This is a genomic window from Streptomyces sp. NPDC028331 (genome assembly GCF_055565775.1).
Genome location: NZ_JBVHTR010000001.1, coordinates 154,769 through 178,790, shown reverse-complemented (window position 1 = coordinate 178,790; position 24,022 = coordinate 154,769). Strand labels below are relative to the sequence as shown.

Here is a 24,022-nt window from a genome sequence, read left to right as displayed (position 1 = left end):
GTCCTGGTACACGCCGTACTCGCGGTACGGCTCCGACCACGTACCCCCGGTACGGCCCGGATCACGCCTCGCGCCGGGCGGATCGACGCAGGGTGGGGACATCCCCAGGGAGCCACGGCGGCCGGCCTCATGGTGCGACGCCGCGGGGCGCGGCAGGCTGGCGGACACCGCCGTACGAGGCCGGGGAGATGAGCGGACGGGGCCGGTACGTGACCGAAGGGGTCACGGCGGGCCGAACGGTCCGGGCAGGGCGGAACGGGGACGGGGACGGGGACGGGTGCATGACGGAACGGGGCCGGGGGGACATGACCGAACGCGGTAGCAGTAGGAGCCGGGGCGTGCTCGACGGCGAGCGGCCGCCGCCCGTGCGCATGGCTCTGGACGGGCACACATGGCGGGAGATCGCGCATCTTCTGACGAATCTGCCGATGTCACTGATCGGGTTCCCGTACGTGGTCACGGTGCTGGTCACAGGCGGCGCGCTGACGGTGACCGTGATCGGTGTCCCGCTGCTCGCCGTCGGGCTGCTGGGCGCACGGCAGCTCGGCAAGCTGGAGCGGGTACGGGCCAGGGTGCTGCTCGGGGTGCGGGTGGAGGAGCCGACCCCGCTGCCCTTGCGCAGGAGTGGCGGGTTGGTGCAGTGGCTGTCGATGACGCTGAAGGACCCGGTGGGCTGGCGGACGCTCCTGTACGACTTCATCCGGCTGCCCTGGGGGGTCCTGAGCTTCACGCTGACGTTCGTGTCGCTGTTCGTGCTGTGGCCCCTCCTGCCGTTGCTCGCGCGCGGGCTCAGCAACGTGGACCGGGCGATGGTGCGCGGCCTGCTGTCCCCCTCGGACGAGCTGGAGCGGCGCATCGCCGAACTGGAGTCCGACCGTGGAGTGGTCGTGGACACGGCGGCGGCCGACCTGCGGCGCATCGAGCGCGACCTGCACGACGGCGCACAGGCGCGCCTGGTGAACCTGGCGATGGGGCTCGGCCTCGCCAAGGAGAAGCTGCTCGAGGACCCCGACTCGGCGGCGGCGATGGTCGAGGAGGCGCACGGCGAGGTCAAGCTGGCGCTGCAGGAGCTGCGGGACCTCGCCCGCGGCATTCATCCCGCGGTGCTCACCGACCGCGGCCTCGACGCCGCGCTGTCGTCGGTGGCCACGCGCTGCACCGTGCCGGTGAAGGTCACCGTGGACCTGACCGCGAGACCGGCCGCGGCGATCGAGGGCATCGCGTACTTCACGGTCTCCGAGCTGTTGCAGAACATCAGCAAGCACAGCCGGGCCAGGTCGGCCTCCGTGGAGGTGTGGCGGGCGGAGGCACGGCTGATGATCCAGGTGTGGGACGACGGCCGCGGGGGCGCGCGCCTCGACGGCGGCACGGGCATGGCGGGGCTCGCGGAGCGGCTGGACGCGGTCGACGGCCTGTTCGTCGTCGACTCTCCGGTGGGCGGCCCCACGACGATCACGGCGGAACTGCCGTGGCGGGACCGCGGGGACGAGGGAAGGCGGCGGAGCTAGCTGCGAGGCGGCACGGGGTGGGGAAAACCCCCGGTCCAAGACGCCGACGCGCTCCATGGCCGGGCGGGCGCGAGCACAGCAGGGTGGAGACACGAACCGGGGTGGACGATCAGGAGAACGGACGAGCCGATGGCGACGCAGTACGGACACGGGTACGGAGAGTGGGGCGGCCCCGAATCGCCGGGCGCCGGGGGGCGGCCGCACCGGCTTCCGTTGGCGCTGCGGGCGCCGGTCGAGGCGCGTAGCTGGGGCGAGTTCTGCTACCTGCTGCTGAGCCTGCCGGTCGGGATCGCGATGTTCGTCTACAGCGTCACGATGTTCTCGATCGGGGCGGGGCTGCTGGTGACGTTCCTGGGCATCCCGGTGCTCGCGGCGGCGCTCGCCGGGTGCCGCGGGTTCGGGGCGCTGGAGCGGGCCCGGGCGCGGGGGCTGCTGGGGCTGGAGGTGGCCGCTCCGGAGCCGCTGCGGATGAACGGGCGCGGGCCGATGGCGTGGATGGCCGCGTTGCTCAGGAGCGGGGCGTCATGGCGGCACATGCTGTACACGGTGCTGCAGTTCCCGTGGGCGGTGTTCTCGTTCCCGGTGGCGGTCGGCTTCTGGACGTGCGGGTGGGCGCTGCTGACCTATCCGCTGTGGTTCTGGGTCTTTCCGATGTACGTCGGCCAGGGCGGGATTCAGCTCTACGCCGACGAAACGCATCACGTCTACCTCGACAACCCGTTCGAGATCACGGTGACCGCACTGGTGGGGCTGCTGATCACCTTGGCCACGCCCTGGATCGTGCGGGGACTGACGACCGTGGACCGGCTGCTGGTGCACGAGCTGCTCGGGCCGTCGCCGCTGGCGACCCGGGTGGTGGAGCTGGAGTCGGACCGCGGGGCGGTGGTGGACACGGCGGCGGCGGACCTGCGGCGCATCGAGCGGGATCTGCACGACGGGGCGCAGGCCCGGCTGGTGGCCTTGGCCATGGACCTCGGGCTGGCGAAGGAGAAGCTGACGGAGGATCCGCAGGCGGCGGCACGGATGGTGGAGGACGCGCACGGCGAGGTGAAGACGGCGCTGCAGGAGCTGCGGGACCTCGCCCGGGGGATCCATCCGGCGGTGCTGACGGACCGGGGGCTGGACGCGGCCCTGTCGGCGGTGGCCTCGCGGTGCGCCGTGCCGGTGGAGGTGGACGTGGACCTGCCGTCCCGGCCGGCCCCGGCGATCGAGGGGATCGCCTACTTCACGGTGTCGGAGCTGCTGCAGAACGTGAGCAAGCACGCGCGGGCGTCCCGGGCGTCGGTGGACGTCTGGCGGTCGGAGGACCGGCTGCTGCTGCAGGTGACCGATGACGGGGTCGGGGGCGCGGATGCCTCCGGCGGGTCGGGGCTGGCGGGGCTGGCGGGGCGGCTCGATGCCGTGGACGGCGTGCTGGTGGTGGATTCGCCGGTCGGGGGGCCCACGCGGATCACCGCGGAGTTGCCCTGGCGGGCGTAGGACGGCACCCTGCGGTGCCGCGCTGGAGGGTTGCGCCCCCGCCGCCCTTACCCGTCCCGTCCCCGGGGGCTCCGCCCCCGGACTCCCCCGCCGGGGACTGCGTCCCCAGGGCCCCTGCCCGGGGGCTGCCTCGCCAGGGGCTCGCCCGGGGACTGCGTCCCTAGGACCCCTGCCCGGAGGACTGCCTCGCCAGGGGCTCGCCCGGGGGCCGCGCCCCCAGGACCCCCGCTCGGGCACTGCCTCACCAGGGGCTCGCCCGGGGGCCGCGCCCCCAGGACCCCCGCCCGGGGACTGCCTCACCAGGGGCTCGCCCGGGGGCCGCGCCCCCAGGACCCCCGCCCATGGCCTCGCGCCACGTCTGCCGCACTGCCCCCGCCGGGGACCGCGTCCCGGCCCCGCTCGGGGGCTTGCGGCCCCGAACCCCGCGTGGCTTCTGCCCAGGCCCCCGCGCGTGGCTCCGCCCAGACCTCCCGACCCCCACGCGCAGCCCAGCCCAGACCCCCGACCCCCGACCCCCACACGTAATTCACCCTGTCGCCGCCCGCCCTCACCCCGCCGATCAGCCCGACACCCCCGCTTTCGGCCGTCGGCTGCCGCGCGTGCCGGGTGAGCCTGGGATGCTGGTGCCTGTTGTTCGGAGCGGAGACAGGTGTGGGGGGCCGGGGATCGTGGAGGACAGGGTGCGGGTCGTCATCGCCGAGGATTCTGTGCTGCTCAGGGAGGGGCTGACCCGGCTGCTGACCGACCGCGGGCATGACGTCGTCGCCGGCGTGGGAGACGGGGACGCGCTGATCAAGACCATCACCGAGCTGGCGGACCGCGGTGAGTTGCCCGACGTCGTCGTCGCCGACGTGCGGATGCCGCCGACCCACACCGACGAGGGGGTCCGGGCCGCGGTACAGCTCCGCGGGATGTATCCCGGGCTCGGTGTGCTCGTTCTGTCGCAGTATGTGGAGGAGCGGTACGCCACCGAACTGCTGGCCGGTTCCAGTCGCGGCGTCGGCTATCTGCTCAAGGACCGGGTCGCCGAGGTCCGCGAGTTCGTGGACGCCGTGGTGCGGGTCGCCGAGGGCGGCACCGCGCTGGACCCCGAGGTGGTCGCACAGCTGCTCGGGCGGAGCCGCAAGCAGGACGTGCTGGCGGCGCTCACCCCGCGGGAGCGGGAGGTCCTAGGACTGATGGCCGAGGGGCGGACGAACTCCGCGATCGCCCGGCAGCTCGTCGTGAGCGACGGAGCCGTCGAGAAGCACGTCAGCAACATCTTCCTGAAGCTCGGCCTCTCCCCGAGTGACGGGGATCACCGGCGTGTTCTGGCCGTGCTCACCTATCTCAACTCCTGATCGACTGACACTGTGTCAGGCATCGGGGGCCCGTTCCGGACCCCCACCGGGGTTCCGGCGTCGCCGAGCACCTTCGCAGTACCAGCACCAAAGGATGAACGGGGAGCGTCTTCACCAGCAGCCCGGGAAATGGGGCACATCATGACGAATCGGGGCGCCAGACCGTCTCACAAGGGTGTCCATCATGCGAACGGCCGAGGGAAGGCGACCCTTACCGACGTAGGGTTGATCCTGGGAGGACCGGTGGGACGGCCGCTCCCAGACAGCCGCCTCGAGGGAGGTCCAGTTCAGTGACCAGCCAGGTCAGCAGTCCAGCGGGACAGGCGGACGGAGCCGTCGTAGGAGAACAGCGCAAACCGGCGGGCACGAAGGACGTGCGCCGGCTGGACCGGGTGATCATCCGGTTCGCGGGGGACTCCGGTGACGGTATGCAGCTCACCGGCGACCGTTTCACCTCGGAGACGGCGTCCTTCGGCAACGACCTGTCCACACTGCCGAACTTCCCTGCCGAGATCCGCGCCCCCGCCGGGACCCTGCCGGGTGTGTCGTCGTTCCAGCTCCACTTCGCCGACCACGACATCCTCACCCCGGGCGACGCCCCGAACGTGCTGGTGGCCATGAACCCGGCCGCCCTGAAGGCCAACGTGGGCGACCTGCCGCGCGGCGCGGAGATCATCGTCAACACCGACGAGTTCACCAAGCGCGCGATGCAGAAGGTCGGCTACGAGGCCAGCCCGCTGGAGGACGGCTCGCTGGACGGCTACAACGTCCACCCCGTGCCGCTGACCACGCTCACCGTCGAGGCGCTGAAGGACTTCGACCTCAGCCGCAAGGAGGCCGAGCGCAGCAAGAACATGTTCGCGCTCGGCCTGCTGAGCTGGATGTACCACCGGCCCACCGAGGGCACCGAGGCGTTCCTGAAGACGAAGTTCGCGAAGAAGCCGGACATCGCCGCCGCGAACATCGCCGCCTTCCGCGCCGGCTGGAACTTCGGGGAGACGACGGAGGACTTCGCGGTCTCCTACGAGGTGGCCCCGGCCGTCAAGGCGTTCCCGGTGGGCACCTACCGCAACATCTCCGGGAACCTGGCCCTGGCGTACGGCCTGATCGCGGCCTCCCGTCAGGCGGACCTGCCGCTGTTCCTGGGCTCGTACCCGATCACCCCGGCCTCGGACATCCTGCACGAGCTGTCCAAGCACAAGAACTTCGGCGTGCGCACCTTCCAGGCCGAGGACGAGATCGCCGGCATCGGCGCGGCCCTGGGGGCGGCCTTCGGCGGTTCGCTGGCGGTCACGACGACCAGTGGCCCGGGTGTGGCCCTGAAGTCGGAGACCATCGGTCTCGCGGTCTCGCTGGAGCTGCCGCTGCTGATCGTCGACATCCAGCGCGGCGGCCCGTCCACCGGCCTGCCCACCAAGACCGAGCAGGCGGACCTGCTGCAGGCGATGTACGGCCGCAACGGCGAGGCCCCGGTCCCGGTGGTCGCCCCGCGCACCCCGGCGGACTGCTTCGACGCCGCCCTGGAAGCGGCCCGGATCGCGCTCACCTACCGCACCCCGGTCTTCCTGCTCTCCGACGGCTACCTGGCCAACGGCTCCGAACCGTGGCGCATCCCCGAGCTGGACGAACTGCCCGACCTGCGGGTCCAGTTCGCGCAGGGCCCGAACCACACCCTGGACGACGGCACCGAGGCGTTCTGGCCCTACAAGCGCGACCCGCAGACCCTGGCCCGCCCGTGGGCGGTCCCGGGCACGCCGGGCCTGGAGCACCGCATCGGCGGCATCGAGAAGCAGGACGGCACCGGCAACATCTCCTACGACCCCGCCAACCACGACTTCATGGTCCGCACCCGCCAGGCGAAGGTCGACGGAATCGTGGTACCCGATGTGGAGGTGGACGACCCGGACGGAGCGAGCACCCTGGTGCTGGGCTGGGGCTCGACGTACGGGCCGATCACCGCGGCCGTGCGCCGGCTGCGCGTGGCCGGGGAGTCGATCGCGCAGGCCCATCTGCGGCACGTCAACCCGTTCCCGCGGAATCTCGGCGCGGTGCTGGGGCGTTACGACAAGGTGGTGATCCCCGAGATGAACCTCGGCCAGCTCGCCACCCTGATCCGGGCGAAGTACCTGGTCGACGCCCACTCCTACAACCAGGTCAACGGCATGCCGTTCAAGGCGGAGCAGCTCGCCGCGGCGCTCAAGGAGGCCATCGATGGCTGAGACGACCACGGAAGGCACGGGCACGATCGAGGCGCTCTCGCTCGTCCCCAAGGCCGTGGCCAGGCAGTCCATGAAGGACTTCAAGTCCGATCAGGAAGTGCGCTGGTGCCCCGGCTGCGGTGACTACGCGATCCTCGCCGCGGTCCAGGGCTTCATGCCGGAGCTGGGCCTCGCGCGGGAGAACATCGTCTTCGTCTCGGGCATCGGCTGCTCGTCGCGCTTCCCGTACTACATGAACACGTACGGCATGCACTCCATCCACGGCCGGGCGCCCGCGATCGCGACCGGTCTGGCGGCCTCGCGGCGCGACCTGAGCGTGTGGGTGGTCACGGGTGACGGCGACGCGCTGTCCATCGGCGGCAACCACCTCATCCACGCGCTGCGCCGCAACGTGAACCTGAAGATCCTGCTGTTCAACAACCGGATCTACGGCCTGACCAAGGGCCAGTACTCGCCCACCTCCGAGGTCGGCAAGATCACCAAGTCGACCCCGATGGGCTCCCTCGACGCGCCGTTCAACCCCGTCTCGCTGGCGCTGGGCGCCGAGGCGTCCTTCGTGGCCCGCACGATCGACTCCGACCGCAAGCACCTGACCGAGGTGCTGCGCCAGGCCGCGGCCCACCCGGGCACGGCGCTGATCGAGATCTACCAGAACTGCAACATCTTCAACGACGGCGCCTTCGACGCCCTCAAGGACAAGCAGAGCGCCGAGCAGGCCCTGATCCGGCTGGAGCACGGGCAGCCCATCCGCTTCGGCACCGACGGCGCGCGCGGTGTCGTACGGGACCGGCAGACCGGCGACCTGAAGGTCGTCACCGTCACCCCGGAGAACGAGGCGGACATCCTGGTCCACGACGCGCACGCCGCCTCCCCCACCACGGCCTTCGCGCTCTCCCGCCTCGCCGACCCGGACACCCTGCACCAGACCCCGATCGGGGTGTTCCGGTCCGTGGAGCGGCCCGTCTACGACACGGCGATGGCCGACCAGCTCGATGCCGCCATCGAGCAGAACGGCAAGGGCGACCTGGCCGCCCTGCTCGCCGGCGGGGACACCTGGACCGTCGTCGGCTGAGCGGTGCCGCCGTTCACAAGGCCCGGGCGTCCGCCCGGGCCTCGTCGTATGCCCGGCGGGCCTTCTCCACGTCCGGCATGCGGTCATGGGTCCACAGCGCCAGCGCCCGCACCTGCTCGGCGGCCTCGCGGCCGAGGTCGGTGAGGGAGTAGTCGACGCGGGGCGGGATCACGGGCTTGGCGTCCCGGTGCACCAGGCCGTCGCGTTCCAGGGTCTGCAGGGTCTGGGCGAGCATCTTCTCGCTGACGCGGGCGGTCCGCCCGACCGCCCGGCGCAGCTCGCTGAAGCGGAGGGACCGGTCGAGGAGCTCGATCAGGACGAGGACGCCCCAGCGGCTGGTGACGTGCTCCAGGACGAGGCGGTACGGGCACATCGCCTCGGCGGCGTCGCGCCTGTCGGCGGCCACAGCACTTACCTTCATGCCAGTACCTTACTTCAAAGTGGGTACTTTCGCTTAGTTAGCGCACCTCCTAGGGTGAGTGTCGAACGCACCCCACAAGGAGAGTCACGTCATGAGCATCGTCGTCACCGGAGCCACCGGACACCTCGGCCGCCACGTGGTGGAGCAGTTGCTGGAGAAGGTTCCGGCCGACCGGATCACCGCGGTCGTCCGCACCCCGGAGAAGGCCGCCGACTTCGCAGAGCGCGGTGTGCGGATCGCGGTCGCCGACTACAACGCTCCCGAAACCTTCGACGGCCTCTTCTCGGCCGGCGACAAGGTGCTGCTGATCTCCGGAAACGAGTTCGACAAGGGCCGGGTCCAGCAGCACCAGGTCGTCCTCGACGCCGCCAAGGCCGCCGGAGTCGCGCTCCTGGCCTACACCAGCGCGCCCGGCAGCCTGAAGGCCGCCCTCGCCGACGACCACCGGGCCACCGAGCAGGCGATCCTGGACTCGGGCGTGCCGTACGTGCTGCTGCGCAACGGCTGGTACCACGAGAACTACACCGAGAACCTCGCCCCGGTCCTGGAGCACGGCGCCGTCGTCCAGGCCGCCGGCGCCGGCCGCGTCTCCTCCGCCTCCCGCGCCGACTACGCGGCCGCCGCCGTCGCCGTGCTGACCGGCGAGGGCCACGAGAACAAGACGTACGAGCTGGGCGGCGACGAGGCATGGGGCTTCGCCGAGTACGCCGCCGAGCTGAGCAGGCAGACCGGCAAGGAGATCGCCTACAACCCCGTCTCCGTCGAGACGTACGTGGAGATCCTCAAGGGCGCCGGACTGCCCGAGCCGCTCGCCGCGGTCTTCGCCGGCGTGGACGCGTCCATCGAGAAGGGCGAGCTGGAGGTCACCACCGGCGACCTCTCCCGCCTCGCCGGGCGCCCGACCACCCCGCTCGCCGAGGCGATCACCACCGCGCTCAAGGGCTGAACTCCCCCTTCGGGCCCTTGAGCTTCCCGACCCCCGCCTGTCATGACCGTATGCCGATACGGGCATGACAGGCGGGGGTCCTCGCGCTACCTTCGTGGAGGCTGCACCGGGGCAGTCGCGAGATGAGGGAGGGATCCGTGGCCGGGAAGCCGAAGGGTGAGCGACGGACAGGTCTGCTGAACGGCTTCGCGGCGTACGGAATGTGGGGGCTCGTCCCGCTCTTCTGGCCCCTGCTGAAGCCCGCCGGAGCGGTGGAGATCCTCGCCCACCGGATGGTGTGGTCCCTGGCCGTGGTCGGCCTCGCGCTGCTGGTGCTGCGGCGCTGGGCCTGGGCGGGCGAACTGCTGCGGCAGCCGCGCCGGCTCGCGCTGATCACCGTCGCCGCGGCGGTCATCACCGTCAACTGGGGCGTGTACATCTGGGCCGTCAACAGCGGCCATGTGGTGGAGGCCTCGCTCGGCTACTTCATCAACCCGCTCGTCACCATCGCCATGGGCGTACTGATCCTCAAGGAGCGGCTGCGGCCGGCGCAGTGGGCGGCGGTCGCGGTCGGCTTCGCCGCCGTCCTGGTCCTGACGATCGGCTACGGCCGCCCGCCGTGGATCTCCCTGTGCCTGGCGTTCTCCTTCGCCACCTACGGGCTGGTGAAGAAGAAGGTCAGCCTGGGCGGCATCGAGTCGCTGGCCGCGGAGACCGCCGTGCAGTTCGTGCCGGCGCTGGCGTATCTGCTGTGGCTGTCGGGGCACGGCCGGTCGACGTTCACGTCCCACGGCGCGGGGCACGCCACGCTGCTCGCCGCGACCGGGGTGGTCACCGCCCTGCCGCTCGTCTGCTTCGGCGCGGCGGCCATACGGGTGCCGCTGTCCACGCTGGGGCTGCTGCAGTACCTGGCGCCCGTCTTCCAGTTCCTGCTGGGCATTCTCTACTTCCACGAGGCGATGCCGCCCGAGCGCTGGGCGGGCTTCGCGCTGGTCTGGCTGGCGCTGGCGCTGCTCACGGCGGACGCGTTGCGCACCGCGCGGCGGGCCGCGCGGGCGCTCGGCGGGACGGTCCCGGGTGCGCGTGTCGCCCCCGGGAGGGTGAGCGGGGCCGCGGACGCCGACCCGGTGGACGCCACGCCGTAGCCGCCTACCCGGCGGCAGGAGGCTCGCCGGTGGCCTCGCGGGCGCGCTCGGCGAGACGGCCCATGCGGCTGCGGGCCTTCTCGAGCTGCTCGAGGTCGTCGGCGGCGGGGCCCTCGGCGGAGAGTTCGGTCCACACGGCGATGAGGTCCCGGCCGAGCTGCAGCCCCTCGAGCGGGTCGCGCACGGCGCGCCAGGCGGCGGCCGCGCTCTGCACGTTCCCGTACGCCCCGCGCGGGTCGCCGAGGCGGTGCCGGATGCGGGCCAGGTCCAGCGACAGACGGAACGAACGCAGGGGGTCCGTCGCCAGGTAGGCGATGTAGGCGGTGAGTTCGCGCAGGCGCAGGACGTCGGGGTGCTCGTCGCCGAGGGCCGCGGCCGACTCGGCGACGGCCTGCTCGGCCAGCCCGGCGGCCTCCTCGATACGGCCCTGCTTCACGGCCGCGCTGATCCGGGCCATGGGCCCGGCCGCGGACCCGTCCGGCGCGTCCCCGAGCACGGCCTCGGCCACGGAGTCGAACTCCCGCACGGGCGGCTCCTTGGCCTCGTCGTCCTGGCCGGCGGCGAGGGGAGCGGCCTTGGGGGCGGGGGCGGGGGCGGGCTTCCGGCCGGGGGCGGAGTAGGCGTCGAGGTCGGAGTCGGGGTCGGCGTCCGTGGTGGGAGGCGCGGCGACTTCGGGCGTGTGCGCGAAGGAGGGGGCGGGCGCGGGCCAGGTGGGGGGCTCGGGGACCCCGGGAGCGGCAGGGGCGGAGGGCGCTGCGGCCGGCATGACCGGCGGCGGGCCGAACGTTCCCGTCGGCGGGGAGACGGTGCCGGGCACCGCCGGTGCGGACGACACCGGGGCGCCACCGTCGTCCAGGGCACCCGGCAGCGCCTGGGCCGGCCCCGACATCGCGGTGATGAAGGCGACGTGCTCGGGCACGGCGATCGTGGCGACGGTACGGGTGGGGGGTGCGGGGGCGGCTTCGGGGGCGGGACGGCCGGGGGGTGCGGGGACGGCTTCGGGGACGGGCACGGCGGGCCCGGGGCTGGCAGCGGGCTCGGCGCGCCCGGGTCCCGCAACGGACTCGGCGCGCCCGGGTCCCGCAACGGGATCGGCGGCCCCGGGAGCGGCAACGGACTCGGCGGCCCAGGGTCCGGCAGCGGGCTCGGCGGCCCCGGGCGCGCTTGCGGAACCACCGGCCGCGGACCCGGCGGGCTCCCGTCCCGGCGCGGGCGCGGGCGAGTCTGTCGGCGAGGGTGCCGTCGTCCTCGGCACGGTGCGCAGTACCCGGGTGTCCGCCTCGAGGTCGTCCGGTGGCGGGGTCACCGGGGCCTGCGAAGGGGTGTTCGGGTCGTGGACCGCCTTCAGGGGGAACGTCGGGGCCGTGGTGCCCGGGGTCGGCTGCCGGGCGTCGTCGTACGCGGCCGGGTCGGCCGGCGCCGGAGCCGGACCGCCGTGCTCCGCGGCCGCGGGCGCCGCTCCCCTCCGTACCGGCTCCCCCGCGAACTCGCTCGAGCCGTCGACGTACACCCGGATCGGTACGACATAGCCGATCCGCTCGTCGTCCACCGAGGCGAGGACCGGGTGCCCCATGGCGCGGGCGAGGCGGTGCAGGTGGTTCAGGACGGCCTGCTGCACGGGCTCCCCGGGGCCCGCGGCCACCGGCATCCCGTCCACCGTCGCCCCCGAGTCCGGCACCCCGTCCCGCGCCCCGGCCGGCACGCGGACCTCCAGCGGCGCCACCACTCCCGACCCGGCACCCCCCTCGGGCGCGGCCCCGGCAAAGGTGCGGCCCCGCTTCTGTTCGCGGCTGAGTCGAGACATCGTTCCCTCACTCGGGTCGGTCGGTCGGGGAAGGACTCCGATGTCGTCCGCCTCCATACGGCATCGGCTCCCCTCGTTTCCGTCCCCCACCCCGGGTGCGGGGACGTACGGCACACCCCCTCGAGTCTCCCGCCCCCGCCCTCGTCCCCGCGTCACCGCCGCGTCACAGCCTCGTCCCAGGAACCGGGCCCGGGTACCGGTCCCGCGCCCCGCAGGTGAAGATCGAGGGGCGAGGAGCGAGCGAGGAGAGGCGATGCACGGGATCGCGCGGCAGGGGCCCGGCGGGCCGGAGATATGGGTCCGCGGGCCGGTCGACGCCGGGGCACGGCCCGCGTCCCGGGGCACCGCGAGAGCGCACCGGTTCGCCTGGGTGGCCGCCCACGGCGGTGCCGGCACCTCGACGCTCGCCACCGTCTTCGGCGGCTTGGACGCCGGCCGCGCCTGGCCCCGCCCCGAGCAGGGCGAACCCTCCTCGGTGCTGCTGGTGGCCCGCACGCACGCCACCGGTCTGGGGTCCGTCCTCGGCCACCTCGACGCCTTCCGGCACGGCGGAGCCCCACCCGGCCTGGCGCTCGACGCCGTCGTGCTGGTCGCGGACGCGCCGGGACGGCTGCCCCGCCCGCTCGCCCAGCGCGTCAAGGCGATCGAGTCGGTGATCGGCGTCCACCGCGTGCCCTGGGTACCGGCGTGGCGCACCGGCGATCTGGGCGGGCGGCCGCCGCGCGAGTGCGGGCCACTCGCCCGCCTGCTCGGTGCGTTCACGCCGTCGGGCGGGCCGGGGGGGCGCTGAGCATGCGCTGGACCGTGTACGGCGAACGGGCGCTGTACGAGACGCCCTGGGTGCGGCTGCGGGCGCTCGACGTCGAACAGCCCGACGGGACGCGCTGCGAGTACCACGTGGTGCGGTTGCGCGACGTCGCCGTCACCGCGGCCGTCGACCGCGAACAGCGCGTGCTCATGATGTGGCGGCACCGCTTCGTCACCGACACATGGGCCTGGGAGCTGCCCATGGGCCTCGTCGAGGACGGCGAGGAGCCCGCCGCCGCGGCAGGGCGTGAACTGGAGGAGGAGACCGGATGGCGTGCGGGCTCGCTACGGCCGCTCCTGTGCGCGCAGCCCGCGGCCGGTGTCACCGACTCCCGGCACTTCGTCTTCCGTACGGACGACGCCACGCGCGTCGGCGAGCCGACCGAGCGCAACGAGTCCGACCGCCTCGAGTGGATCCCTCTGCCGCGGGTGCGGGCGATGATCGAACGCGGTGAGATCGTCAGCAGCGCCACGCTGGTGGGCGTGATGGCCCTGCTGCTCGACCTCGCGCCGGACGTGAGCGGCTGACACGGGTGGGGCAGCGGACGCGTGCGGACGGCGGACGCGTGCGGATGGCGGACGCGTGCGGATGGCGGACGCGTGCGGGCGGCGGAGGGCTGGACATTAATTGCATGCACATTTAATGTGTGTGCATTCAGTCTTCCGTCCGGGAGGTTCCCATGGCCCGCCGCTTCCTCTTCGTCCTCGGCAGTGCCCGCACCGGTGGCAACACCGAGTTGCTCGCGCGCCGGGCCGCCGAGCAGCTGCCCGGTGACGTCGAGCAGCAGTGGATCCCGCTCGCCGGGCATCCCCTCCCCGACTTCGACGACCTGCGGCACGACGCCGACCACACCCGGCCCGAGGAGGGCGACCTCGCGCTGCTCCTGGACGCCACCCTCGCCGCGACCGACATCGTGATCGCCTCCCCGCTGTACTGGTATTCGGTGTCCTCCCACACCAAGCGCTACCTGGACCACTGGTCCGCCTGGCTGCGCACCCCCGGTCTCGACTTCAAGACGACCATGGCGGGGCGCACCCTGTGGGGGGTCACCGTCCTCGCCGACCGGGAGCCGTCGGTCGCCGATCCGCTGGTCGGCACGCTCAACAACTCGGCCGCCTATATGGGAATGCGCTTCGGCGGGGTCCTGCTCGGCAACGGCAGCAAGCCCGGCGACGTCCTCGAGGACACGGCAGCGCTGACGCGCGCGAAGACCTTCTTCGCTCAGGAGCCGCCGCTCGCCCGCTTCCCGTACGAATCGGTGCGCACCGCGTAGCCGCACACGCGCCCGCGTAGCCCCTGTCCGCCCGCCTACGCCGTGATGTCCTTCGCCGTGAACCGCGCCCACGCCGCCGAGCCGAAGACCGCCGCGTACAGGGCCTGCAGGCCCAGGTTGCGTATCAGGTCGTGCCAGTAGACCGGGTCGCGCATCAGGTCCGCGAAGGACAGCCAGTAGTGCGAGAAGAAGTACGGCTGGAGCGCGTGCAGCTGCGGTATCTGGTCCATGATCTGGACCGTGATCAGCAGCCCCACGGTCGTCGCCATCGCCGCGATGCCACTGCCCGTGAGCGTGGAGATGAACAGTCCGAGGGCCGCCACCCCGATCAGGGACGCGGCGACGACCAGCGCGATCAGCAGGGCCCTGCCGAGGCCCTCGGCGAAGCCGATGCGCGTACCGGAGATCGTCGTCAGGTCGCCCAGCGGGAAGAGCAGGGCGCCCACCGCGAGCGCCGAGACCGCGACGACGAGGGTGGCGATCAGGCAGAAGGCGATCGTCGTGGCGTACTTGGTGAGCAGCAGGCGGGTACGGCCCGCGGGGGCGACCAGCAGATAGCGCAGGGTGCCGGAGTTCGCCTCGCCCGCGATCGCGTCGCCCGCGATGACGCCGATCGCCATCGGCAGGAAGAACGGGAGCGTCGCGGCGAGCGCGGTGAACACCAGGAACAGGCCGTTGTTGGTGATCTGCGCGATGAAGGCCGGGCCGCCGCCCCCGCCCCGTGCGCCGGACCCGTCGCTGGTCTCGATCTTCACGGCGATCCCGACGAGGATCGGCACGGCGGCGAGCACGGCCAGCAGGGCGAGCGTGCGCCAGCGCCGGAACGTGGTGACCAGCTCGCTGCGCAGCAGGCCGAACGTCCACAGCGGGCTCGGCCGGCGCAGCGCCCCGGCCGCCTCAGCCTGCGACATCGAACCCCTCCCCCGTCAGCGCCACGAACGCGTCCTCCAGGGAGGCACGTTCGACGCCGAAGCCGCGTACGCGGACTCCCGCCGTGACCAACGCCGCGTTCACCTCGGAAAGTTCCCGGTCCGGGGGTTCGGCCGTCACCCGGTTCTCCTCCACCACCACGTCGGCCACGCCCTGTTCCTTCAGGACGCGTGCCGCGTCGGTCATGTCCGGGGTGGTCACGACCAGACGTCCGCGCGCCCCGGCCACCAGGTCCGCCACCGCACCCTGCGCGATCAGCCGGCCCTGCGCCATCACGGCCGCGTGCGTGCAGACCTGCTCGATCTCGTCGAGCAGGTGGGAGGAGAGGAAGACGGTCGTGCCGTCGGAGGCCAGTTCCCTGATCAGGGTGCGGATCTCGCGCATGCCCTGCGGATCGAGGCCGTTGGTCGGCTCGTCCAGGACGAGGAGTCTGCGGGGCTGGAGCAGGGCCGCCGCGAGACCGAGGCGCTGCTTCATGCCCAGGGAGTACGCCTTCGCCTTCTTGCCCGCGGCCGCCGTGAGGCCGACCCGGTCCAGGGCGGCCGCGACACGGGCACGCCGGGTGCGCGGGTCGGCGGTGGGGTCGGCGGCGTCGTAGCGCAGGAGGTTGTCGCGGCCGGAGAGGAATCCGTAGAGCGCCGGGCCCTCGATGAGGGCGCCGATGTGCGGGAGCACGGCGCGGGAGGCCCGGGGCATGGGCCGCCCCAGCACGCGTGCCGAACCCGAGGTGGGCTCGATCAGGCCCATCAGCATGCGGATGGTGGTGGTCTTGCCGGAGCCGTTCGGCCCGAGGAAGCCGAAGACGCTGCCCGCCGGGACGGTCAGATCGAGCCCGTCCACGGCGAGCTGCCCGCCGCGGTAGCGCTTGGTGAGGGCGCGGGTGGCGATGACCGGTGCCTGCGGGTCACTCGCCGCCCGTGCCGATGAGTCGTCCGACTCCGCTTCCGCGGCGGGCAGTTCCTCCATGGACTGTTCCGCTCCCCTTCGTCCGTACGCCGTACGGGGGTCAGTTCCCCGCGTTCGCCGCCTTGACCAGCGCGTCCTTGGTGACCGCGCCCGCGTACACCTTGCCGTTGTCCGTGATCAGGGCGTTGACCAGGCGGGTGGAGAAGACCGTGCCCGAGCCGAACTTGCCCGTGACGTGGTCGCCGAGCGAGTTGAGGAAGCCGGAGGCCGCGCCGTCGCCGGACGGCGATCCGGACGGCACCCCGCCCTTGCTGCCGGTGTCGAACACATAGATGGCGTTCCAGCCCTCGCCGAGGGTCTTCGGCGCGCTGCCCCAGGGCGTCCCGCCGGTTTCCTTGCGCGGTGCCTCGTGCCCGGCCTTGGCGTCGTCACCCTGGGTGACCTTCGTGCCCTTGGGCGGCGTGAAGTCGAACGTCGACGCGGCCGGCTTGGCGAACGAGACCTGGGTGAAGCCCACGTCCAGCACCGCCGCGCCGCCCTTGGCCGGGGTCAGCGTGAACTTCAGCGGCAGTCCGGTCTTCGCGTCCACCGCGATGCTGATCGCGCCGACCGTCGTACCCGACTGCTTCGGCCGGATGAGCAGCTTGTAGGCGTCCCGGCCCGCGACCTGCGCCGTGCCGTCGACCGTCACGGAGGTGGTCTTGTCGGCCGCCTTCAGGGCCTGATCGGCGAAGTCCCGCGGCGTGGCCGGCACGTCCTTCGGCGCCGCCCGGTCGCTCTTGTGCTCGCCCGCGCCGGTCGCGTGGTAGGCCTGGTTGGACGCGCTGTCGTACGCCCACACCTGGTCGCCGTTGCGGATGACGCTGTACTCGGCGGCCTTCTCGATGAGGGACAGCTTCTGCTTGTCCTGGCCGTCGGCGGCGACCCGCACGGTGTGGGTGCCGGAGGCCAGCTCCAGCAGCTTGGAGCTGGGGTCGGCGGCCGAGTCGCCCTTGCTCTGCCCGCCCTGGGAGAGCGCACCCGAGGCGAGGCTGTTCTCCAGGCCGCCCAGGTCGGGCAGGCCCAGGTCCGTGCTGATCGTCACCGTGCCGGACATCCGCTGGACGTCCGACTTGGAGATCTTCTCGATGAGCTGCTGCGCGCTGATCTTCGGCAGGTCGGGGTCCCCTGATCCGGCGAACGCCGGGACGAGCCCGATGGTCGCCGCCGCCACGCCCACCACCGTGACCGGGACGACGTACCGCGCGGCCCTGCGCCGGCCGTCGCGTACGTCCTCGACCTCCCCGGTGGGTGCGCTGTCGTCGGATTCGTACGGTGCCATGTGTGCCTTACCTCCGTCATCGGCGGCGGCCTGTCGTCTGCGCACTCCCCGAGCTCTCGACTTCTCTCGAGCCGGGGGACGCCCCCACCCCCTACGCCGCCATTCTCACCCGGATTCGTGTGAGGTGGTCCTCTCCATAGGACCAAATCGGCGGAAGAGAAGCGTCAGACCGCGGGGCCAACTCCGCGTACTTCTGGGGTATGACATGACGGGCGGGGCGCGGTGCCCCACCCGTAGGGGTCGTCAGGGAGCGCCGAGCGACGTGTGACGCGGCTCACGCCGGGCGGGGTACGGGGCGCCGGGCGTCACCCGGCCCGGTGCACCACCGCGTCGCACAACTCCGTCAGGGCCGCCTTCGCGCCGTTGTCGGGCAGCGGGGCGAGGGCCGAGCGGGCGTCCTCCGCGTAGCGGACGGCGTCACGGCGGGCCTGCTCCAGGGCCGGGTGGACCCGGAGGCGGGCGAGGGCCTCGGCGTGGCGGGCGTCGTCCGTGAGGTCGGACTCCAGCAGCTCGCACAGGGCGACGTCCTCCGGCAGCCCGTGGCGCTGCGCGCGCTCACGCAGGCGCAGGACCGGCAGGGTGGCGATGCCCTCGCGCAGGTCCGTCCCCGGGGTCTTGCCGGACTCGTGACTGTCGGAGGCGATGTCCAGGACGTCGTCGGCGAGCTGGAACGCCACACCGAGACGCTCGCCGTACTGCGTGAGCACGTCCACGACCGTCTCGTCGGCGCCCGACATCATCGCGCCGAAGCGGCATGCCACCGCCACCAGGGAGCCCGTCTTGCCGGCGAGGACGTCCAGGTAGTGCTCCACCGGGTCACGGCCGTCCCGCGGGCCCGCCGTCTCCAGGATCTGGCCGGTGACGAGCCGCTCGAACGCCTCCGCCTGGATACGGACCGCCTCGGGGCCGAGGTCGGCCAGGATGTGGGACGCGCGGGCGAACAGGAAGTCGCCGGTGAGGACCGCCACCGAGTTGCCCCAGCGGCTGTTCGCGCTGGGCACCCCGCGGCGCACCTCGGCCTCGTCCATCACGTCGTCGTGGTACAGCGTGGCGAGGTGGGTGAGCTCGACGACGACGGCCGAGGGGACGACGCCCGGCGCGTACGGGTCGCCGAACTGTGCCGCGAGCATCACGAGCAGCGGCCGGAACCGCTTCCCGCCCGCGTGCACGAGGTGCTGCGCCGCCTGCGTGATGAAGGGCACCTCGCTCTTCGTGGCGTCGAGCAGCCCTTCCTCGACAGCGGCCAATCCGGCCTGGACATCGGCTTCCAGAGCCTGGTCCCGCACGCTCAGCCCGAACGGCCCGACGACGGTCACGTGAGGTCTCCTGTCTGCTGACGTCTGCTGACGATCACACGGTCGGTAGCGAGGTCGGTCACTTGGTCGATGACGTCGCCCGTCGACATGGCTCACTGAGTTTGTCGATCTGTCGCCGCCATCACTCAAGTCAGCGTATCCGGTCAGGTTTCGATCACCACGAGTGCCCGCTGTTCCAGGCCGGGCCGTATCGGATCACGAGCGGCATGTTCTTGATCAGGTGATACGAGCGGGTTTGGAGCGACATGACCGCCCGCACCCGGTCGCCCCCGGCCGTCCCGCCCCGCGCCGTCACCCGGCCGGCGCCGTCACCCGGCCGGGCGCACATCCGGCTCCCGGGAAGCGGCTGAACCGGGGAGCGCGGGCGCGCGCACAGCCGTACCGCACGACGAGTGACGCCGGTCACGCCTCCCGGTCCCGGAATGTGATGCGCGCGGACACGGAGGCGTGTCCGAATTGTGGGTATTTACTCCAGAAATCCGTCAGGCGAGCGACAACCCTCGGCCTTTTTGCCCGATTTGCCGTCCCGACCTCTTGAATGACGAGTAACGATCAAGAAACACGCGAGTGAATTAGCTCACGCCCCTGCAGGGCGCGGCGGCGTCTTCGGAATCTCAACTTCCGCTTTGCTTCTGCCAAGTTGAACTCCGGTCAACAAATTGGATCACATCCCTTATTCCCGCATTTCAAGGTCATTTCCCTTGCAGTGTGACTTCACGGCTTGTTTCGGACATGTGCTCTCGCATACCTTCCCAATCGATCCGAGCGGACCGCCGAATCCTGCCGCCGCTCGCGAGCCCATCAACCCACCACGGCAGGAGCGGGGGACCCAGGTAAGTCGCCGGAACGGACACAGCGCCGGAACGGCTTGGGGTGAAGCCGAGCCCTCGACACCGAGGACACGGCCGGGCACCTCCCCGCCCGAACCCGACAGCTCACCTCGCAGGCGTTGGAGAGGACTACGACATGCCCGCTTTCGCCCTGCCCGCACGCCGTCGGGACCGCCGCTCCACGGCCGCGCGCCTCACCCGTGCCCTCGCCGCCGCGGGAACGGGTGCCGCCGTTCTCGCCCTCCCGCTCCTGGGCGCGACCAGCGCTTCCGCCGCCACCCCCGCCTCCGCGGCGACCAAGGCCGTGACCGCCCAGACCGCCCCCACGCGCGCCGCCGGCCTCGACGGCTGGATCCGCCAGTCCCTGGTGGTCATGCGGCAGCACGGGATTCCCGGCTCCTACTACGGCATCTACCGCAACGTGATGCGTGAGTCGTCGGGCAACCCGTCCGCCATCAACCTGTGGGACTCCAACGCCCGGATGGGCATCCCGTCCAAGGGCCTGCTCCAGGTCATCGACCCGACCTTCCGCGCGTACCACGTGCCGGGCACGTCCTGGAACATCTACGACCCGGTGGCGAACATCACGGCCGCGTGCAACTACGCCGCCCACCGGTACGGCTCGATCGACAACGTGCACAGCGCGTACTGAGGTTGAGGCCTAGCGGCCTGCGAAGATTCGTTCGAGGACGACGGCGATGCCGTCGTCCTCGTTCGACTTGGTGATCTCGTCGGCGACCGCCTTGAGTTCGGGGTGGGCGTTGGCCATGGCGACGCCGTGGGCGGCCCAGTCGAACATCGGGATGTCGTTCGGCATGTCGCCGAACGCGATGGTCCCGGACGGCCCCAGGCCCAGGTACTCGGCGGCGAGCGCCAGCCCCGTCGCCTTGGTGATGCCGCACGGCTGCAGCTCGACGGTGCCGGGCCCCGACATGGTGACCGTCGCCAGCGAGCCGACCGCGCTGCGCGCCGCCGTCGCCAACTCGTCGTCGGTGAGCGCGTGGTGCCGCAGCAGCACCTTGCTGATGGGCGCGCACCACAGGTCGTCGCGCCGTTGGACCCGCACCGCGGGCAGCGTGGGATGCGGCATCCGGTAACCCGGCTCGATGAGCGTGAGCCCGTCCACGCCGTCCTGGTCGACGGCCGCGTACACCTGCCCCACCTCGGCCTCGATCTTGCCCAGCGCGGTCTCGGCCAACTCCCGGTCCAGGGTGACGGAGAACAGCAACCGGTCCGCGCCGGCGTCGTACACCTGCGCGCCCTGCCCGCACACCGCGAGCCCCCTGCCGCCGAGGTCGTCGAGCAGCGGCCGCACTCTCGGCGCCGGACGGCCCGTCACCACGAGGTGCTGCGCGCCCGCCGCGGCGGCCCTCGTCAGCGCGGCCCTCGACCGGTCGGAGAGCGTGTCGTCACCGCGCAGCAGCGTCCCGTCCAGGTCAGTGGCGATGAGTGAATATGCGAGGGGTGCGGCCATGATCAGAGAATACGGATGGAACGCTCCCCCGACTCACCGGGAACCAGCCGTCGTCCGGCCACCCACCGGGAACCGGCCGACCTCGCGGGCGGTGTCCGGAGCCCGGCCGCGCATTCGTCGGCCTCCGGTCCGACAACCGTTGTGGGCGCGCCGGTCGAACGCTCGCGCCCCGTTCCGCACGCCCCCGCGGCAGGCGACCGCCGCCCCGGCGTGGCCCTTCCCGGGGAAGGACCACGCGGTGGTCCGGTGACCGACCGAGGTGCCGTGGCCCGTTGAGGCCACCCCTGGCCCGTCGAGGCCCGGTGACCGGCCGAGGCCCGGCGACCCGCCGAGGCCCGGTGACCGGCCGGGGCCCGGCGGCCCGCCCAGGGCCCGGCCGCCAACCAAGGCCCGGCGGCCCGGTGACCGGCCGGGGCCCGGCTGCCCGCCCGGGGCCCGGCGGCCGACCAAGGCCCGGTGACCGGCCAAGGCCCGGTGGCCAACCGGGCCCAGCGGCCCGCCGCTGTCAGCCGTGGGCCGCTGCCAAGTGCCTGGCCAGGCGCGGCGACGCGAACTCCGTGCCGCAGACGAACCGCATCACCGGCCCGTACGAGGCCGCCGCCGGCAGCCCGGTGAAGTACAGGCCCGGGACCGAGGACACATAGCCCGCGCCGAGCTTCGGGGTACCCCGGCTCACCGCCAGCCGGGTGCGCAGTTCGTGGCCCAGGAAGTCCATCGCGGAGATGTCCACGCGGTAGCCGGTCGCGGCGATGACGTGGTCGGCGGTCAGTTCCTCCGTGCGGCCCGTGTGGGTCCGGACCATGAGGACCGGGCCGCCGTCCGCGACGGACGCACGGATGATCCCTTCGACCTCGCGCACGTGCACGTTCTCCTGGAAGCGGTCGCGCAGCCACCACGCGCCGAGCGGGCCGAGGACGCGGCGCACCAGGTAGTGGCGGGTCTCGGCGGGCAGGAAGCGGTAGGGGTGCGGGTAGTAGCTCAGCGCCCACAGGGACCAGGCCCGCCCGAAGGGCGACTCGGGGCGCAGCTTCGGCTGGTCCCACGGGGGCGCGCCGAAGGCGACCCGGCCCCGTCCGCGCGCCACCACGCGCACCCGTGCGCCCGCCTCGGCCGCCAGCGCCGCCGTCTCCAGGGCGGACTGGCCGGCGCCGACGACCAGCAGGTCCTTGCCGGAGAACCGGCTGAGGTCATGGTGCTGGGAGCTGTGCGAGATCGGACCGGTGGGGGTGGGGCCGTCCGCGACCGCGGCGGCCAGTTCCGGCGGGAGGTGGGCGAGGCCCGACAGACCGGTCGCGACCACGACCGCCGACGCGGTGAACGACTCGCCCGAGTCCAGCTTCAGGTCGAAGCCGCCGTCCTTGCTGCGGTCCACGGAGACCACCCGGACCCGCTCCAGCTCGGGCAGCAGCTTCTGCTGGAACCACTCCCCGTACGCGATGAACGTCTCGACCGGAATGATGTCCTCGTCCGTCACCAGCCGGGGGATGCCCGCGGCGTCGCAGTAGTCGGCCAGGGTGTGGCCGGGCTGGGGCGCGTCGATGCTGGAGGCGACCGGGGTGGACTTCAGCAGCATGCCCGCGGGCATGTTGTCGCGCCAGCTCACCATGGGTTCACCGAAGACGCGGACCGGGATGCCGCGCCCGCGCAGATGGGCGGCGGTCGACAGGCCGAACGGCCCGGCACCGATGACTGCTACCGGTTGTTTCACGAAGTCCCTCCCCAGGACGCGACGTGCCTACTTCGTGGTGGAGCGCGTACGTCTGCGACGTACGGGGTGTGCGCCTGTGACGTACGGGTTCTACGCCTGTGACGTACGGGTGGTGCTGCCGCGGCGGTTGGTCCGCCACAGCTGGTAGAGGTGCTTCGCGCCCGGCCGGATGAAGCGCGCGAGCATGGTGACGAACGGCAGCGGGTCGTCCCCCGCGAACCAGGCCAGTTCCGTGCCGCTCGCCCGGGCCGGCGCGTGCGGTGTCGTGTAGCCGCTGCGGCGGTAGGCGAGCAGGGCGGGCAGGTCGATGTTCTCCACGACGTACCGGTGGCCGGCGCGCTGTTCCCCCTCCGGTACGGCGCGGCCCGTCAGGTGCAGGTGCATGGCGCGGACGACGTCCACCCCCGACTCGTTCTCGAAGAGCCGGAACTGGGCGCCCATGCGGGGGTTGAAGTCGAGCAGTTTGTACCGGCCGTCGCGGCGGTCGAAGCGGAGGTCGAGGTCGACGATGCCGGTGAAGCCGATCTGTTTGATGAAACGTGCGGCGAGATCGGCGAGTTCCGGGTTGTCGACGACGTACGCGTTCGCCGTCATGCCCGCGTGCGGCGGCCAGGAGCGCACCTTGACGCCGGTGAACATGGCGAGCGGGGTGGAGTCCTGGTCGAAGTAGGCGTGCACGATCCAGTCCTCGGCCTCCTCCCGGGGCAGGTACTCCTGGAGGATGACGCCGGGGTGCTCGCCCCAGTCGCGGGCGAGCCTGAGCAGCCCCTCACGGGTGGTGATCCTCGTCGTGCCGCCCACCGCGGGCCGTTCGCGGCGCACGAACGCCTCGCGGTTCTTCGCCACGAGCGGGAAGCGGGCCGTGTCGGCGAAGCGCAGGATGTCGTCGTACGACTGCGGGAAGGCGGCCCGGGGGCTCGGGATGTCGTGTTCCACGCACAGTTCGTGCAGGCTCTGCTTGCTGGCGAGGCGGCGCGGAAGCCCCGCGTCCACCTTCGGGAACAGGAAGGGCCCGGTGAGGGCGTCCTGGTGCTCGGCGATCAGGACCGCGGCCTCCTCGTCCGTCGGAACCAGGACCGTCGGCCGGCCGATACGGCGCCCGATGCGCAACAGTCCCTCCACGAGCCGCTCCGGTTTCTCCGTCCCGGTGGTCGGCCACACGAACGCGCGCCGCAGATAGCGGGAGGCCGCGGCCGGTGTGTAGCGGTCCTCCGTGATCGCGTACATCGGTATGCCGAGCCGGCCGAGACTGCGGATCGCGCCGACACCGCCGTGGTGCAGCGGGTAGTCGCCGAACTTCACGATGAGCCCCGGCACATCGCGGTCCGCGTCGAACGGCACACCGCCGGTGCTCCTGGCCACGGGTCCCCCCACGTGTCCCCCCTACGGACCGGACCCACCCCGTCCGTGTCCCCAAAGGACGCTAAGCCGGAATTGAACCCTCCGACAAGAGCAATACGGACATTGCAAACTCTTTAGACACTGCCCACGGCAGGTGACTCAGCCGTAACGTGTGCGGCGACCACATGGAAAGCACCCCATG

General features: G+C 72.3%; 20 protein-coding genes and 1 riboswitch. Of the genes, 11 read left to right on the top strand and 9 right to left on the bottom strand.

Features of this window, described 5'->3' with window-relative positions; translation table 11 throughout:
• Positions 1-305 precede the first annotated feature (305 nt).
• The 5 genes from ACZ4SW_RS00825 (at position 306) to ACZ4SW_RS00805 (ending at position 7,618) form a co-directional block, all read left to right on the top strand.
• On the top strand, positions 306-1,508 hold the full coding sequence (locus ACZ4SW_RS00825; RefSeq protein ID WP_468236115.1) for a sensor histidine kinase: 1,203 nt from the start codon (positions 306-308) through the stop codon (positions 1,506-1,508).
• Between the two features lie 129 nt (positions 1,509-1,637).
• Entirely contained in the window at positions 1,638-2,987 is a 1,350-nt protein-coding gene (locus ACZ4SW_RS00820) for a sensor histidine kinase (protein WP_468236113.1), read from the top strand.
• Between the two features lie 680 nt (positions 2,988-3,667).
• Positions 3,668-4,327 (top strand): LuxR C-terminal-related transcriptional regulator, encoded by a 660-nt coding sequence (locus tag ACZ4SW_RS00815; RefSeq protein WP_468236680.1) that lies wholly within the window; start codon positions 3,668-3,670, stop codon positions 4,325-4,327.
• A gap of 290 nt (positions 4,328-4,617) precedes the next feature.
• Positions 4,618-6,546 (top strand): 2-oxoacid:acceptor oxidoreductase subunit alpha, encoded by a 1,929-nt coding sequence (locus ACZ4SW_RS00810; protein ID WP_468236110.1) that lies wholly within the window; start codon positions 4,618-4,620, stop codon positions 6,544-6,546.
• Entirely contained in the window at positions 6,539-7,618 is a 1,080-nt protein-coding gene (locus ACZ4SW_RS00805) for a 2-oxoacid:ferredoxin oxidoreductase subunit beta (protein ID WP_468236108.1), read from the top strand. Before ACZ4SW_RS00810 ends, ACZ4SW_RS00805 begins: the two co-directional genes overlap by 8 nt.
• Before the next feature lie 13 nt (positions 7,619-7,631).
• Here ACZ4SW_RS00805 and ACZ4SW_RS00800 read toward each other — a convergent pair whose 3' ends face one another.
• Positions 7,632-8,039, bottom strand: coding sequence for a winged helix-turn-helix transcriptional regulator (locus tag ACZ4SW_RS00800; protein WP_468236106.1), 408 nt, complete (start codon positions 8,037-8,039; stop codon positions 7,632-7,634).
• A 91-nt stretch (positions 8,040-8,130) separates the two neighbouring features.
• Here ACZ4SW_RS00800 and ACZ4SW_RS00795 point away from each other — a divergent pair, with 91 nt between their 5' ends.
• Together ACZ4SW_RS00795 and rarD are read left to right on the top strand one after the other, a co-directional pair.
• Entirely contained in the window at positions 8,131-8,985 is an 855-nt protein-coding gene (locus ACZ4SW_RS00795; protein ID WP_468236103.1) for an SDR family oxidoreductase, read from the top strand.
• A gap of 137 nt (positions 8,986-9,122) precedes the next feature.
• Positions 9,123-10,109: an EamA family transporter RarD gene (rarD, locus tag ACZ4SW_RS00790; protein WP_468236101.1), complete on the top strand. Its 987-nt coding sequence runs from the start codon at positions 9,123-9,125 to the stop codon at positions 10,107-10,109.
• A 4-nt stretch (positions 10,110-10,113) separates the two neighbouring features.
• Here the strand turns inward: rarD and ACZ4SW_RS00785 are convergent, their stop codons facing one another.
• Positions 10,114-11,913, bottom strand: a complete 1,800-nt coding sequence (locus tag ACZ4SW_RS00785; protein ID WP_468236098.1) for a tetratricopeptide repeat-containing protein — start codon at positions 11,911-11,913, stop codon at positions 10,114-10,116.
• Positions 11,914-12,166: 253 nt separating this feature from the next.
• Between ACZ4SW_RS00785 and ACZ4SW_RS00780 the strand changes: the two genes are divergently transcribed.
• The 3 genes from ACZ4SW_RS00780 (at position 12,167) to ACZ4SW_RS00770 (ending at position 13,994) form a co-directional block, all read left to right on the top strand.
• The gene (locus tag ACZ4SW_RS00780; protein ID WP_468236096.1) at positions 12,167-12,703 is read left to right on the top strand and encodes a DUF6668 family protein; all 537 of its coding nucleotides are present in this window, start codon (positions 12,167-12,169) and stop codon (positions 12,701-12,703) included.
• Positions 12,704-12,705: 2 nt separating this feature from the next.
• On the top strand, positions 12,706-13,248 hold the full coding sequence (locus ACZ4SW_RS00775; RefSeq protein ID WP_468236093.1) for an NUDIX hydrolase: 543 nt from the start codon (positions 12,706-12,708) through the stop codon (positions 13,246-13,248).
• Between the two features lie 152 nt (positions 13,249-13,400).
• Positions 13,401-13,994 (top strand): flavodoxin family protein, encoded by a 594-nt coding sequence (locus ACZ4SW_RS00770; protein WP_468236091.1) that lies wholly within the window; start codon positions 13,401-13,403, stop codon positions 13,992-13,994.
• Positions 13,995-14,029: 35 nt separating this feature from the next.
• On the opposite strand, the gene ACZ4SW_RS00765 is transcribed toward ACZ4SW_RS00770, so the two are convergent.
• The 4 genes from ACZ4SW_RS00765 to ACZ4SW_RS00750 form a co-directional block, all read right to left on the bottom strand.
• On the bottom strand, positions 14,030-14,905 hold the full coding sequence (locus ACZ4SW_RS00765) for an ABC transporter permease (RefSeq protein ID WP_468236088.1): 876 nt from the start codon (positions 14,903-14,905) through the stop codon (positions 14,030-14,032).
• Positions 14,892-15,890, bottom strand: a complete 999-nt coding sequence (locus ACZ4SW_RS00760; protein WP_468236086.1) for an ABC transporter ATP-binding protein — start codon at positions 15,888-15,890, stop codon at positions 14,892-14,894. Before ACZ4SW_RS00760 ends, ACZ4SW_RS00765 begins: the two co-directional genes overlap by 14 nt.
• A 40-nt stretch (positions 15,891-15,930) precedes the next feature.
• Positions 15,931-17,151: a LolA family protein gene (locus ACZ4SW_RS00755; protein WP_468236083.1), complete on the bottom strand. Its 1,221-nt coding sequence runs from the start codon at positions 17,149-17,151 to the stop codon at positions 15,931-15,933.
• Positions 17,152-17,456: 305 nt separating this feature from the next.
• Entirely contained in the window at positions 17,457-18,467 is a 1,011-nt protein-coding gene (locus tag ACZ4SW_RS00750) for a polyprenyl synthetase family protein (protein ID WP_468236081.1), read from the bottom strand.
• Between the two features lie 761 nt (positions 18,468-19,228).
• Positions 19,229-19,429, top strand: a riboswitch (cyclic di-AMP (ydaO/yuaA leader).
• Between the two features lie 4 nt (positions 19,430-19,433).
• Between ACZ4SW_RS00750 and ACZ4SW_RS00745 the strand changes: the two genes are divergently transcribed.
• Positions 19,434-19,949: a transglycosylase SLT domain-containing protein gene (locus tag ACZ4SW_RS00745; RefSeq protein ID WP_468236078.1), complete on the top strand. Its 516-nt coding sequence runs from the start codon at positions 19,434-19,436 to the stop codon at positions 19,947-19,949.
• 9 nt (positions 19,950-19,958) lie between these two features.
• Here the strand turns inward: ACZ4SW_RS00745 and ACZ4SW_RS00740 are convergent, their stop codons facing one another.
• From ACZ4SW_RS00740 to ACZ4SW_RS00730, 3 genes are all read right to left on the bottom strand, one after another.
• Positions 19,959-20,771, bottom strand: a complete 813-nt coding sequence (locus ACZ4SW_RS00740) for an HAD family hydrolase (protein WP_468236076.1) — start codon at positions 20,769-20,771, stop codon at positions 19,959-19,961.
• A gap of 505 nt (positions 20,772-21,276) precedes the next feature.
• Positions 21,277-22,479 carry an FAD-dependent oxidoreductase gene (locus tag ACZ4SW_RS00735; protein WP_468236073.1) on the bottom strand — a complete coding sequence of 401 codons (1,203 nt, stop codon included), beginning with the start codon at positions 22,477-22,479 and terminating at the stop codon, positions 21,277-21,279.
• 90 nt (positions 22,480-22,569) lie between these two features.
• On the bottom strand, positions 22,570-23,820 hold the full coding sequence (locus ACZ4SW_RS00730; protein ID WP_468236678.1) for a carboxylate--amine ligase: 1,251 nt from the start codon (positions 23,818-23,820) through the stop codon (positions 22,570-22,572).
• Positions 23,821-24,022: the final 202 nt, after the last annotated feature.

Bases quoted from the DNA above. Each gene is read 5' to 3' on its own strand.
- ACZ4SW_RS00825 (WP_468236115.1), top strand. From the start codon at position 306: ATGACCGAACGCGGTAGCAGTAGGAGCCGGGGCGTGCTCGACGGCGAG.
- ACZ4SW_RS00820 (WP_468236113.1), top strand. From the start codon at position 1,638: ATGGCGACGCAGTACGGACACGGGTACGGAGAGTGGGGCGGCCCCGAA.
- ACZ4SW_RS00805 (WP_468236108.1), top strand. From the start codon at position 6,539: ATGGCTGAGACGACCACGGAAGGCACGGGCACGATCGAGGCGCTCTCG.
- ACZ4SW_RS00800 (WP_468236106.1), bottom strand. From the start codon at position 8,039: ATGAAGGTAAGTGCTGTGGCCGCCGACAGGCGCGACGCCGCCGAGGCG.
- ACZ4SW_RS00795 (WP_468236103.1), top strand. From the start codon at position 8,131: ATGAGCATCGTCGTCACCGGAGCCACCGGACACCTCGGCCGCCACGTG.
- ACZ4SW_RS00785 (WP_468236098.1), bottom strand. From the start codon at position 11,913: ATGTCTCGACTCAGCCGCGAACAGAAGCGGGGCCGCACCTTTGCCGGG.
- ACZ4SW_RS00780 (WP_468236096.1), top strand. From the start codon at position 12,167: ATGCACGGGATCGCGCGGCAGGGGCCCGGCGGGCCGGAGATATGGGTC.
- ACZ4SW_RS00775 (WP_468236093.1), top strand. From the start codon at position 12,706: ATGCGCTGGACCGTGTACGGCGAACGGGCGCTGTACGAGACGCCCTGG.
- ACZ4SW_RS00770 (WP_468236091.1), top strand. From the start codon at position 13,401: ATGGCCCGCCGCTTCCTCTTCGTCCTCGGCAGTGCCCGCACCGGTGGC.
- ACZ4SW_RS00765 (WP_468236088.1), bottom strand. From the start codon at position 14,905: ATGTCGCAGGCTGAGGCGGCCGGGGCGCTGCGCCGGCCGAGCCCGCTG.
- ACZ4SW_RS00760 (WP_468236086.1), bottom strand. From the start codon at position 15,890: ATGGAGGAACTGCCCGCCGCGGAAGCGGAGTCGGACGACTCATCGGCA.
- ACZ4SW_RS00755 (WP_468236083.1), bottom strand. From the start codon at position 17,151: ATGGCACCGTACGAATCCGACGACAGCGCACCCACCGGGGAGGTCGAG.
- ACZ4SW_RS00745 (WP_468236078.1), top strand. From the start codon at position 19,434: ATGCCCGCTTTCGCCCTGCCCGCACGCCGTCGGGACCGCCGCTCCACG.
- ACZ4SW_RS00740 (WP_468236076.1), bottom strand. From the start codon at position 20,771: ATGGCCGCACCCCTCGCATATTCACTCATCGCCACTGACCTGGACGGG.